This is a genomic window from Winslowiella sp. 2C04 (assembly GCF_050037805.1).
Classification (GTDB): domain Bacteria; phylum Pseudomonadota; class Gammaproteobacteria; order Enterobacterales; family Enterobacteriaceae; genus Erwinia; species Erwinia toletana_A.
Map to the genome: position 1 here is coordinate 145,946 of NZ_CP188300.1, position 13,472 is coordinate 159,417.

General features: G+C 52.4%; 5 protein-coding genes, 1 tRNA gene and 3 rRNA genes. 8 read left to right on the forward strand and 1 reads right to left on the reverse strand.

The annotated features are described in order from the left end of the window. Positions 1–6 precede the first annotated feature (6 nt). The gene (gene purH / locus ACP3TC_RS00710) at positions 7–1,596 is read right to left on the reverse strand and encodes a bifunctional phosphoribosylaminoimidazolecarboxamide formyltransferase/IMP cyclohydrolase (protein ID WP_426817322.1); all 1,590 of its coding nucleotides are present in this window, start codon (positions 1,594–1,596) and stop codon (positions 7–9) included. Between the two features lie 633 nt (positions 1,597–2,229). On the opposite strand from purH, the gene ACP3TC_RS00715 reads away from it, so the two are divergent. The 8 genes from ACP3TC_RS00715 (at position 2,230) to aceK (ending at position 13,456) form a co-directional block, all read left to right on the forward strand. Continuing rightward, positions 2,230–3,772, forward strand: a 16S ribosomal RNA gene (locus ACP3TC_RS00715). A gap of 89 nt (positions 3,773–3,861) precedes the next feature. Then, positions 3,862–3,936 (forward strand) — tRNA-Glu (locus ACP3TC_RS00720). A gap of 209 nt (positions 3,937–4,145) precedes the next feature. Next, positions 4,146–7,054, forward strand: a 23S ribosomal RNA gene (locus ACP3TC_RS00725). A gap of 113 nt (positions 7,055–7,167) precedes the next feature. Next, positions 7,168–7,283, forward strand: a 5S ribosomal RNA gene (rrf, locus tag ACP3TC_RS00730). Together the 16S, 23S and 5S rRNA genes with 1 tRNA gene alongside form the textbook arrangement of a ribosomal RNA operon. 200 nt (positions 7,284–7,483) lie before the next feature. After that, positions 7,484–8,413 carry a homoserine O-acetyltransferase MetA gene (metA, locus tag ACP3TC_RS00735; protein ID WP_313854291.1) on the forward strand — a complete coding sequence of 310 codons (930 nt, stop codon included), beginning with the start codon at positions 7,484–7,486 and terminating at the stop codon, positions 8,411–8,413. A gap of 310 nt (positions 8,414–8,723) precedes the next feature. Beyond that, positions 8,724–10,322 (forward strand): malate synthase A, encoded by a 1,599-nt coding sequence (aceB, locus tag ACP3TC_RS00740; protein ID WP_426817323.1) that lies wholly within the window; start codon positions 8,724–8,726, stop codon positions 10,320–10,322. A gap of 32 nt (positions 10,323–10,354) precedes the next feature. After that, entirely contained in the window at positions 10,355–11,665 is a 1,311-nt protein-coding gene (gene aceA, locus ACP3TC_RS00745; protein ID WP_313854288.1) for an isocitrate lyase, read from the forward strand. Positions 11,666–11,713: 48 nt separating this feature from the next. Further along, positions 11,714–13,456, forward strand: a complete 1,743-nt coding sequence (gene aceK, locus ACP3TC_RS00750) for a bifunctional isocitrate dehydrogenase kinase/phosphatase (RefSeq protein ID WP_313854287.1) — start codon at positions 11,714–11,716, stop codon at positions 13,454–13,456. Positions 13,457–13,472: the final 16 nt, after the last annotated feature.

Consider the following 13,472-nt stretch of genomic DNA (forward strand, 5'->3'; position numbering starts at 1 on the left):
GGACGATTAATGGCGGAAATGGCGCATGTCGGTAAAGATCATCGCAATACCATGCTCGTTGGCTGCGGCAATCACTTCGTCATCACGAATCGAACCGCCCGGCTGAATAACACAGCTAACGCCAACGGCGGCGGCAGCGTCAATACCATCGCGGAACGGGAAGAAGGCGTCGGAAGCCATCGCGCAGCCTTTCACTTCCAGACCTTCGTCTGCGGCTTTAATACCGGCAATTTTCGTTGAGTAGACGCGGCTCATCTGGCCAGCACCAATGCCAATGGTCATATTGTTGCTGGCATACACGATGGCGTTGGACTTAACGAATTTCGCAACTTTCCAGCAGAACAGCGCATCACGCAGCTCTTGTTCGCTTGGCTGACGCTGGCTGACTACGCGCAGCTGGCTCTCATCGACCATTCCGAGATCGCGGTCCTGCACCAGTAAGCCACCATTAACGCGTTTGAAATCCAGCCCTTTTTGACGCTGCTGCCACTGGCCGCAGGTCAGCACGCGTACATTCTGTTTAGCTGCGGTGATTTTCAGCGCGGCTTCGCTGGCGGAAGGAGCAATAATCACTTCAACAAACTGGCGGCTGATGATCGCCTGCGCGGTCGCTTCGTCCAGTTCGCGGTTAAAAGCAATAATGCCGCCGAATGCTGAAGTCGGGTCGGTTTTGTAAGCACGCTCGTAAGCATCGAGGATCGCATCACCCACCGCCACACCGCACGGGTTAGCATGCTTGACGATCACGCAGGCCGGCTCGCTAAATTCTTTAACGCATTCCAGTGCGGCATCGGTATCAGCGATGTTGTTATAAGAGAGCGCTTTGCCCTGTAACTGCTGTGCAGTGGCTACCGAAGCTTCAGCGATCTTCTCTTCTATATAGAAGGCAGCATCCTGGTGGCTGTTTTCACCGTAACGCATATCCTGCTTCTTAATGAAGTTCAGGTTTAACGTACGCGGGAAGCGGCCAGCTGGCTCACGGGACTCGCCGTGATAAGCCGGTACCAGGCTACCGAAGTAGTTGGCGATCATGCTGTCATAGGCGGCTGTGTGTTCGAAGGCTTTGATTGCCAGGTCGAAGCGCGTTTCCAGCGTCAGGGAGTTTTCGTTGGCATCCAGCTCGGCAACGATCGCGCTGTAGTCACTGCTGTTTACAACGATCGCCACATCTTTATGGTTCTTGGCGGCGGAGCGCACCATCGTTGGGCCGCCGATATCGATATTCTCTACCGCATCTTCCAGTGAACAACCTTCGCGGGCCACGGTTTCAGCAAACGGATAAAGATTGACGACCACCATGTCGATAGGGGAGATGTCATGCTGCGCCATAATCGCATCATCCTGACCGCGGCGACCGAGAATGCCACCGTGTACTTTCGGGTGCAGCGTTTTGACGCGTCCATCCATCATTTCAGGGAAACCGGTGTAATCCGATACTTCGGTCACTGGCAGGCCCGCATCAGCCAACAGGCGAGCAGTGCCTCCGGTGGAGAGTAGTTCAACACCACGGCTGGAGAGCGCCTGGGCAAATTCAAGGATACCGGCTTTATCAGACACGCTGAGCAGCGCGCGGCGTAGAGGACGAGGTTGTTGCATGGTGGTTATATCCCTTGGCTTTGGTTCGCAATGACTTGGGGTAATGAAACAGCGTTACATCAAGCTTAGCTTTCTCTCTATATATAGAGGGAGAGAAGATAAGTTTCAGGTAACGCCCCAAAAGGAGAGCCCGTTACGTCGCCCGGCATTGTAGCGAAAACGTTTGCGTGATGCTCGTCAAAATTTCCGCTCGATAATGAATGTGGATAAGTTTGTGCATAACCACGTATAAGGTGGCCTTTTGCTGGGGATTGCAGCAAACAGTTAATTTATCGCAATTTACCTGTTGCGGCCTGCGGAGAACTCCCTATAATGCGCCTCCATCGACACGGAACAACGGCTTACCAGCCACGGTGTTGAGAGGTTCAGGAAGTTCTGAACCGCCGGAGAAAAACTTCTGAAAAAGAGGTTGACTCTGAAGGAGGAAAGCGTAATATACGCCACCTCGCAACAGCAAGCCAAATCGCTGATTGCACTGCTCTTTAACAATTTATCAGACAATCTGTGTGGGCACTCGCAGGGTTGATATCGCAAACCATCCTCGGATGGAAAAAATTTGAAATATCAAGTCTCAAGAGTGACTACTATATTCATTACGAATAACAGTTTTAATTCTTTGAGCATCAAGCTTTTTAATTGAAGAGTTTGATCATGGCTCAGATTGAACGCTGGCGGCAGGCCTAACACATGCAAGTCGAACGGTAGCACAGGGGAGCTTGCTCCCTGGGTGACGAGTGGCGGACGGGTGAGTAATGTCTGGGGATCTGCCCGATGGAGGGGGATAACTACTGGAAACGGTAGCTAATACCGCATAACGTCGCAAGACCAAAGTGGGGGACCTTCGGGCCTCACACCATCGGATGAACCCAGATGGGATTAGCTAGTAGGTGGGGTAACGGCTCACCTAGGCGACGATCCCTAGCTGGTCTGAGAGGATGACCAGCCACACTGGAACTGAGACACGGTCCAGACTCCTACGGGAGGCAGCAGTGGGGAATATTGCACAATGGGCGCAAGCCTGATGCAGCCATGCCGCGTGTATGAAGAAGGCCTTCGGGTTGTAAAGTACTTTCAGCGGGGAGGAAGGGATGAGGGTTAATAACCTTCGTCATTGACGTTACCCGCAGAAGAAGCACCGGCTAACTCCGTGCCAGCAGCCGCGGTAATACGGAGGGTGCAAGCGTTAATCGGAATTACTGGGCGTAAAGCGCACGCAGGCGGTTTGTTAAGTCAGATGTGAAATCCCCGGGCTCAACCTGGGAACTGCATTTGAAACTGGCAAGCTTGAGTCTCGTAGAGGGGGGTAGAATTCCAGGTGTAGCGGTGAAATGCGTAGAGATCTGGAGGAATACCGGTGGCGAAGGCGGCCCCCTGGACGAAGACTGACGCTCAGGTGCGAAAGCGTGGGGAGCAAACAGGATTAGATACCCTGGTAGTCCACGCCGTAAACGATGTCGACTTGGAGGTTGTGCCCTTGAGGCGTGGCTTCCGGAGCTAACGCGTTAAGTCGACCGCCTGGGGAGTACGGCCGCAAGGTTAAAACTCAAATGAATTGACGGGGGCCCGCACAAGCGGTGGAGCATGTGGTTTAATTCGATGCAACGCGAAGAACCTTACCTGGCCTTGACATCCACGGAATTCGGCAGAGATGCCTTAGTGCCTTCGGGAACCGTGAGACAGGTGCTGCATGGCTGTCGTCAGCTCGTGTTGTGAAATGTTGGGTTAAGTCCCGCAACGAGCGCAACCCTTATCCTTTGTTGCCAGCGAGTAATGTCGGGAACTCAAAGGAGACTGCCGGTGATAAACCGGAGGAAGGTGGGGATGACGTCAAGTCATCATGGCCCTTACGGCCAGGGCTACACACGTGCTACAATGGCGCATACAAAGAGAAGCGACCTCGCGAGAGCAAGCGGACCTCATAAAGTGCGTCGTAGTCCGGATCGGAGTCTGCAACTCGACTCCGTGAAGTCGGAATCGCTAGTAATCGTAGATCAGAATGCTACGGTGAATACGTTCCCGGGCCTTGTACACACCGCCCGTCACACCATGGGAGTGGGTTGCAAAAGAAGTAGGTAGCTTAACCTTCGGGAGGGCGCTTACCACTTTGTGATTCATGACTGGGGTGAAGTCGTAACAAGGTAACCGTAGGGGAACCTGCGGTTGGATCACCTCCTTACCTATGTGAAGATACCCGCGCAGTGCCCACACAGATTGTCTGATAGAAAACGTAATGAGCAAGGCGCCTGCGAAGTCGCGACACCCCGTGTCCCCTTCGTCTAGCGGTTAGGACTCCGCCCTTTCACGGCGGCAACAGGGGTTCGAATCCCCTAGGGGACGCCACTTGCTTGGTGACAGGTGAAAGGTGTCGCTGAAAATATCTTAAAGCTGACTTTCGAGTCAGGTTTTAAGATATTGCTCTTTAACAATCCGGAACAAGCTGAAAATTGAAACGACGCGTCGTCTCATTTCTCCGTAATAAGAAATGAATCGCGATGTGTTCGAGTCTCTCAAATGCTTACAACCGCAGTGGAAACACTTGTGGGTTGTGAGGTTAAGCGACTAAGCGTACACGGTGGATGCCCTGGCAGTCAGAGGCGATGAAGGGCGTGCTAATCTGCGATAAGCGACGGTAAGCCGATATGAGGCGCTACAACCGTCGATACCCGAATGGGGAAACCCAATGCAATTCGTTGCATTATCATTAAGTGAATACATAGCTTAATGAGGCGAACCTGGGGAACTGAAACATCTAAGTACCCAGAGGAAAAGAAATCAACCGAGATTCCCCCAGTAGCGGCGAGCGAACGGGGAACAGCCCAGAACCTGAATCAGTTTGTGCAGCAGTGGAAGCCTCTGGAAAGTGGCGCGATACAGGGTGATAGCCCCGTACACGAAGCTGCACTTGTTGTGAGTTCGATGAGTAGGGCGGGACACGTGACATCCTGTCTGAATATGGGGGGACCATCCTCCAAGGCTAAATACTCCTGACTGACCGATAGTGAACCAGTACCGTGAGGGAAAGGCGAAAAGAACCCCGGCGAGGGGAGTGAAACAGAACCTGAAACCGTGTACGTACAAGCAGTGGGAGCCTTGATTTATCAGGGTGACTGCGTACCTTTTGTATAATGGGTCAGCGACTTATATTCTGTAGCAAGGTTAACCGTATAGGGGAGCCGCAGGGAAACCGAGTCTTAACTGGGCGTTAAGTTGCAGGGTATAGACCCGAAACCCGGTGATCTAGCCATGGGCAGGTTGAAGGTTGGGTAACACTAACTGGAGGACCGAACCGACTAATGTTGAAAAATTAGCGGATGACTTGTGGCTGGGGGTGAAAGGCCAATCAAACCGGGAGATAGCTGGTTCTCCCCGAAAGCTATTTAGGTAGCGCCTCGTGAACTCATCTCCGGGGGTAGAGCACTGTTTCGGCTAGGGGGCCATCCCGGCTTACCAACCCGATGCAAACTGCGAATACCGGAGAATGTTATCACGGGAGACACACGGCGGGTGCTAACGTCCGTCGTGAAGAGGGAAACAACCCAGACCGCCAGCTAAGGTCCCAAAGTCATGGTTAAGTGGGAAACGATGTGGGAAGGCACAGACAGCCAGGATGTTGGCTTAGAAGCAGCCATCATTTAAAGAAAGCGTAATAGCTCACTGGTCGAGTCGGCCTGCGCGGAAGATGTAACGGGGCTAAACCATGCACCGAAGCTGCGGCAGCGACACTATGTGTTGTTGGGTAGGGGAGCGTTCTGTAAGCCGTCGAAGGTGGACTGTGAGGTCTGCTGGAGGTATCAGAAGTGCGAATGCTGACATAAGTAACGATAAAGCGGGTGAAAAGCCCGCTCGCCGGAAGACCAAGGGTTCCTGTCCAACGTTAATCGGGGCAGGGTGAGTCGACCCCTAAGGCGAGGCTGAAAAGCGTAGTCGATGGGAAACAGGTTAATATTCCTGTACTTGGTGTTACTGCGAAGGGGGGACGGAGAAGGCTAGGTTATCCGGGCGACGGTTGTCCCGGTTTAAGCGTGTAGGCTTGCATTCCAGGCAAATCCGGAATGCTCTAAGGCTGAGGCGTGATGACGAGCCACCACGGTGGTGAAGTAACTGATGCCATGCTTCCAGGAAAAGCCTCTAAGCTCCAGGTAACACGAAATCGTACCCCAAACCGACACAGGTGGTCAGGTAGAGAATACCAAGGCGCTTGAGAGAACTCGGGTGAAGGAACTAGGCAAAATGGTGCCGTAACTTCGGGAGAAGGCACGCTGGCGCGTAGGTGAAGGGACTTGCTCCCGGAGCTGAAGCCAGTCGAAGATACCAGCTGGCTGCAACTGTTTATTAAAAACACAGCACTGTGCAAACACGAAAGTGGACGTATACGGTGTGACGCCTGCCCGGTGCCGGAAGGTTAATTGATGGGGTTATCCGCAAGGAGAAGCTCTTGATCGAAGCCCCGGTAAACGGCGGCCGTAACTATAACGGTCCTAAGGTAGCGAAATTCCTTGTCGGGTAAGTTCCGACCTGCACGAATGGCGTAATGATGGCCAGGCTGTCTCCACCCGAGACTCAGTGAAATTGAACTCGCTGTGAAGATGCAGTGTACCCGCGGCAAGACGGAAAGACCCCGTGAACCTTTACTACAGCTTGACACTGAACATTGAGCCTTGATGTGTAGGATAGGTGGGAGGCTTCGAAGCGTGGACGCCAGTCTGCGTGGAGCCAACCTTGAAATACCACCCTTTAATGTTTGATGTTCTAACCTGGCGCCGTAATCCGGCGTGGGGACAGTGTCTGGTGGGTAGTTTGACTGGGGCGGTCTCCTCCTAAAGAGTAACGGAGGAGCACGAAGGTCAGCTAATCACGGTCGGACATCGTGAGGTTAGTGCAATGGCATAAGCTGGCTTGACTGCGAGAGTGACGGCTCGAGCAGGTGCGAAAGCAGGTCATAGTGATCCGGTGGTTCTGAATGGAAGGGCCATCGCTCAACGGATAAAAGGTACTCCGGGGATAACAGGCTGATACCGCCCAAGAGTTCATATCGACGGCGGTGTTTGGCACCTCGATGTCGGCTCATCACATCCTGGGGCTGAAGTAGGTCCCAAGGGTACGGCTGTTCGCCGTTTAAAGTGGTACGCGAGCTGGGTTTAGAACGTCGTGAGACAGTTCGGTCCCTATCTGCCGTGGGCGCTGGAGAATTGAGAGGGGCTGCTCCTAGTACGAGAGGACCGGAGTGGACGCATCACTGGTGTTCGGGTTGTCATGCCAATGGCATTGCCCGGTAGCTAAATGCGGAAAAGATAAGCGCTGAAAGCATCTAAGCGCGAAACTTGCCTCGAGATGAATTCTCCCTGACTCCTTGAGGGTCCTGAAGGGACGTTGAAGACTACGACGTTGATAGGCCGGGTGTGTAAGCGCAGCGATGCGTTGAGCTAACCGGTACTAATGACCCGTGAGGCTTAACCTTACAACGCCAGAAGTGTTTTTGGTGGTTGTGATGTGAGAGAACCATCAATATTCAGCTTGTTCGAAACGGATTGATTCGCGTGGCCCGCAGGGCGGCGCGGATAACAGAATTTGCCTGGCGGCTTTAGCGCGGTGGTCCCACCTGACCCCATGCCGAACTCAGAAGTGAAACGCCGTAGCGCCGATGGTAGTGTGGGGTCTCCCCATGCGAGAGTAGGGAACTGCCAGGCATCAAATTGCGATAACCCCAGCGTAAGCTGGGGTTTTTTGCGTTTAAAGCCCCGAAAAATCTCCTGACAGGTCACTTCACGCTATTACAGGTGAAACATTTTCAACTATCGTATCATCTCTCGACTTTTGCATGACAAAACGCTATCTTCAGGCATCTGGATGTCTAAACGTTTAAACGTATGTGTGAGGAAAGCAGGTTATGCCAATCAGGGTACCCGATGAATTACCAGCCGTGAGTTTTTTGCGCAATGAGAATGTCTTTGTCATGGCATCTTCACGTGCAAGCACTCAGGAAATCCGTCCGTTAAAGGTGCTGGTGTTAAATCTGATGCCGAAAAAGATTGAGACTGAGAACCAGTTTTTACGCCTGCTTTCTAATTCACCGCTGCAAATCGATATCCAGTTGCTGCGTATCGACAGCCGTGAGTCGCGTAATACCCCCAGTGAGCACCTCAATAATTTCTACTGTAATTTTGAAGATATCCAGCACGATAATTTTGATGGACTGATCGTCACGGGCGCACCGTTAGGTCTGGTAGATTTTAACGATGTGGCATACTGGCCACAGATTCAAAGGGTGTTGCACTGGGCAAAAGAGCATGTCACTTCGACACTGTTTGTCTGTTGGGCGGTGCAGGCAGCATTAAACATTCTGTATGGCATCCCGAAACAGACGCGAGAAACCAAACTGTCGGGAGTATATGAACATCAGACGCTACACCCACATGCGCTACTGACGCGTGGTTTTGATGATAATTTCCTCGCACCCCACTCGCGCTATGCGGATTTTCCAACGCAGCTATTGCGGGATTACACCGATCTGGAAATTTTTGCCGAATCTGAGCAGACGGGAGCCTACCTGTTCGCCAGTAAGGATAAGCGTCTGGCGTTTGTTACCGGCCATCCCGAATATGATGCACTGACTCTGTCGGGTGAATATCATCGTGATTTTGATGCAGGGCTTAATCCGGAAGTGCCGTTTAATTACTTCCCGCATAACAATCCTGAACTGCCGCCGCGTGCCAGCTGGCGTAGCCATGGTAATCTGCTGTTTACCAACTGGCTTAACTATTATGTCTATCAAATCACACCGTTTGATCTGCGCCATATGAATCCAACGCTGGAATAATCTGCTGTAGCGGGCCGAGCCTTTTCGGCCCGTTTTCTGAACATCCCTCCACACCTCCTTCCGGTTTACAACACACCGCTGCTGCTTTTTTCCGTCTTAAAACCAGATGAAAACCAATTCCTCTCACGCTTAAACTTTAACCACTTATTTATCATGCTGTTAAATGCATTCGATTACAAAAATGGAAATAGCTTTTGATTTTAAAAGTTATCTGATTATTATTTGATCCTGCGGGTCAAAAAACCATCAGTGCAAAGATTGGTTTATCGATCGCAATGCGGCTCAGATGATCAAACAGGAGAGGGTGAGCATGACACAACAAGCAATCAGCACCGAACTGGCATTCAGCCAGCCTTTTGGCAGAGCGGAACAGCAGATTTTAACTGATGATGCCGTCGATTTTCTCAGCGAACTGGTCAGGCGCTTTACACCACGCCGCAATGAATTACTGGCTGAACGCAGGCTGGTGCAAGGTAAAATCGATCGCGGTGAGCTGCCTGGATTTATTTCGGAAACGGATTCCATTAAAAACGATAACTGGAGAATCCGCGGGATACCGACAGATTTGCAGGATCGTCGCGTTGAGATCACCGGCCCGGTAGAGCGCAAAATGGTGATCAATGCGCTGAATGCCAATGTGAATGTATTTATGGCAGATTTCGAAGATTCACTGGCCCCGTCATGGGAAAAAGTGATCGCCGGGCAAATTAACCTTCGCGATGCGGTGAACGGTTCCATCAGTTACAGCAATGAAGCGGGCAAAATTTATCAGCTGAAGCCCAATCCGGCGGTGCTGATTTGCCGGGTTCGCGGTCTGTATCTGCCGGAGAAACACGTTAACTGGCGTGGTGAAGCGATCCCTGCCAGCCTGTTTGATTTTGCGCTCTATTTCTTTCATAACGTCGATGCTTTGCTGGCAAAAGGGAGCGGCCCCTATTTCTATCTGCCGAAAACCCAGTCTTTCCAGGAAGCAGCCTGGTGGAGTGAGGTATTCAGCTTTGCCGAGGATCGTTTTGATCTGCCGCGCGGCACAATTAAAGCCACGCTGTTAATTGAAACGCTGCCAGCGGTGTTCCAGATGGACGAGATCCTCTTTCACCTGCGCGATCATATTGTTGGGCTGAACTGCGGCCGTTGGGATTACATCTTCAGCTATATCAAAACCCTGAAAAATCATCCGGATCGCGTATTGCCGGATCGCCAGTCGGTCACGATGGATCAGGGTTTCCTTGATGCCTATTCGCGACTGTTGATTAAAACCTGCCACCGACGCGGAGCCTTTGCCATGGGGGGAATGGCGGCATTTATTCCCAGTAAGGAGACTGAGCGTAATAACTGGGTGCTGAATAAAGTGCGGGCTGATAAACAGCGTGAAGCTGAGAACGGTCACGACGGCACCTGGATCGCGCATCCTGGGCTGGCCGATAGCGTTATGGCGGTCTTTAACCAGGCATTGGGTGATAAACCGAATCAGCTGGATGTACTGCGTGAAAACGATGCGCCGATCACCGCTGAACAGTTGCTGGAACCCTGTGCGGGAAAACGCACCGAGGCAGGAATGCGCGCCAATATTCGCGTGGCGGTACAGTACATCGAAGCCTGGATCTCCGGTAATGGCTGCGTGCCAATCTATGGCTTGATGGAAGATGCCGCAACGGCAGAAATCTCGCGAACCTCAATCTGGCAATGGATACATCATCAGAAAACGCTGGAAGATGGCCAGCCAGTAACCGCCAGCTTGTTCAGCAAAATGCTGGCAGAAGAGATGCAGGTGATTCAGGAAGAGCTGGGTGAGCAGCGCTTCAGCCAGGGACGCTTTGATGAGGCCGCGCGCCTGATGGAGCGCATCACAACCGAACCTGAACTGGTAGAGTTTTTGACGCTGCCAGGCTACCGCCTGATTCCCTGAACTTTATTCCTTAATAAACAGGAGTATCTGCTATGACCTCACGTACCCAACAGATTCAGCAGACAGAACAAAACTGGCGCAATGCACGCTGGGAAGGCATCACCCGTCCGTACAGCGCGGCGGAAGTAGTGAAACTGCGCGGTTCGGTTAATCCGGCCTGTACGCTGGCGCAGCAAGGAGCAGAAAAATTGTGGTCGCTGCTTAACGGCGGCGCGAAGAAGGGATATATCAATAGCCTGGGAGCGCTGACCGGTGGCCAGGCGTTGCAACAGGCAAAAGCGGGAATTGAAGCAATCTATCTTTCCGGCTGGCAGGTGGCGGCGGATGCCAATCTGGCTGCCAGTATGTATCCCGATCAGTCGCTCTATCCGGCGAATTCAGTACCGTCGGTTGTCGAGCGAATTAATAACAGCTTTCAGCGAGCCGACCAGATTCAGTGGGCCAACAATATTGAACCGGGCGATGCGCGCCACGTTGATTACTTTCTGCCCATTGTCGCCGACGCTGAAGCCGGTTTTGGCGGCGTGCTGAATGCTTTTGAGCTGATGAAATCGATGATCAGCGCTGGTGCGGCGGGAGTACATTTTGAGGATCAGCTGGCCTCGGTGAAAAAGTGCGGTCATATGGGCGGAAAGGTGCTGGTGCCAACGCAGGAGGCGATTCAGAAACTGGTGGCGGCGCGTCTGGCGGCCGATGTAATGGACGTGCCGACGGTATTGATTGCCCGTACGGATGCCGATGCTGCCGATCTGATTACCTCAGATTGCGATGAATACGATCGCGAATTTATCACCGGTGAGCGTACGCATGAGGGCTTCTTCCGTACCCGGGCTGGCGTGGAACAGGCCATCAGCCGTGGACTGGCCTACGCACCGTATGCCGATGTGCTGTGGTGCGAAACCTCGACGCCGGATCTGCATTTGGCGCAGCGCTTTGCCGACGCCATCCATGCAAAATTCCCCGGAAAACTGCTGGCCTATAACTGCTCACCTTCATTTAACTGGAAGAAGAATCTCGATGACAGCACCATCGCCCGCTTTCAGCAGGCGCTGGCTGATATGGGCTACAAATATCAATTTATCACGCTGGCAGGCATTCACAGCATGTGGTTCAACATGTTCGATCTGGCACAGGCTTATGCGCAGGGTGAGGGAATGCGACATTACGTCGAAAAGGTGCAACAGCCTGAGTTTGCGGCGATTAAACAGGGCTACACCTTCTCCTCGCATCAACAGGAAGTCGGCACCGGCTATTTCGACAGCGTCACCACCATTATTCAGGGGGGGGCTTCGTCGGTTACCGCGCTGACGGGTTCCACCGAAGAGCAGCAGTTTAACCATTAAAGATTTGACGCCGGGCAGCGTTCTCGCTGCCCGCGTGGAGGGCGTGCTATGCCACAAATCGAAAAGCTGATTGCGCAAACCATTTTGCAGGGTTTCGATGCGCAATATGGCCGCTTTCTGGAGATTACTGCCGGGGCACAACAGCGCTTTGAGCAGGCTGACTGGTTAGCGGTACAACAGGCCATGAAGGCGCGTATTCATCTCTACGATCATCACGTCGGCCTGGTGGTTGAACAGTTACGCTGCATCACCGCGGGAGAAGATTACGACGCGGACTTCCTGCTAAGGATCAAAGCGATCTATACCGATCTGCTGCCTGATTATCCACGCTTTGAAATTGCAGAAAGCTTCTTTAACTCAGTCTATTGCCGTTTATTTGATCATCAATCACTGACTCCGCAGCGCTTATTTATCTTCAGTTCTCAGCCAGCGTGTCGTTTTCGCTCTGTTCCGCGCCCGCTGGCGAAAGAGTTCAGCGCAGTGAAGGGTTGGCAGCCGATGCTGCATCGTCTGCTGAGCGACTTACCTTTGCGTTTGCCGTGGCAGAATTTATCGCGGGATATTGGCTATATCATTGCGCATCTGCAGCAGAACTTTGCTGTGCAGCAGCTGGAGCAAGCGACGCTAAAAGTAGTCAACGAACTTTTCTATCGCAATAAGGCCGCGTGGCTGGTCGCCAGGCTCTGTTTGCCGTCAGGCGTATTTGCATTTTTACTGCCAATTCATCGCAGCGACGCGGGCGAGCTGTTTATCGATACCTGCCTGACGCGTAAACGTGAAGCCAGCATCGTATTTGGTTTCGCTCGCTCCTATTTTATGGTGTATGCCCCGTTGCCTGCCGCACTGGTGGAGTGGCTGCGGGAAATATTGCCGGGCAAAACCACTGCCGAGCTGTATATGGCAATTGGCTGCCAGAAGCACGGCAAAACCGAAAGCTACCGTGAATATCTGCAATATATGGCGACAACCCGCGAGCAGTTTGTCATTGCACCGGGAGTACGCGGCTTAGTGATGTTGGTATTTACCTTACCGGGTTTTGATCGGGTATTTAAGGTAATAAAAGATCGTTTTGCGCCGCAAAAAGAGGTGACGCCAGCCAGAGTGCGTCAGTGTTATCAGCTGGTGAAAGAACATGACCGCGTCGGGCGGATGGCAGATACCCAGGAGTTCGAAAATTTTGCCATTGAGAAAGCGCGCATTAGCGTCGAGCTACTGGCTGAGTTACAGCGTGAAGTGCCGGAAAAATTGCAGCAACGCGGCGAGATGCTGATTATTCAGCATCTGTATATTGAGCGACGGATGACGCCACTCAATATCTGGCTGGAGCAGGCCAATCCTCAGCAGCGCCATGATGCAATTGAAGAGTATGGCAATGCGGTGAAACAGCTGGCGGCGGCGAATATCTTTCCCGGCGATATGCTGTTTAAAAACTTCGGTGTCACTCGTCATGGGCGGGTGGTGTTTTACGATTACGATGAAATTAGTTATATGACCGAAATGAATTTTCGCGATATTCCGCCGGCACGTTATCCGGAGGATGAGCTAAGCCTTGAACCCTGGTATAGCGTGTCACCGGAAGATGTGTTTCCGGAAGAGTTTCGCCACTATCTGTGTAGCGATCCGGCTATTGCGGCGTTATTTGATGAGATGCACAGCGATCTGTTTTGTGCCGATTACTGGCGTGCGCTACAGCAACGAATCCGCGACGGCCATATTGAGGATGTGTTCGCCTATCGCCGTCGCCAGCGCTTTTGCCAGCGTGATATGCCGGTAGCAAGCGCACATGTCTGAAACATTATCGGCTGCG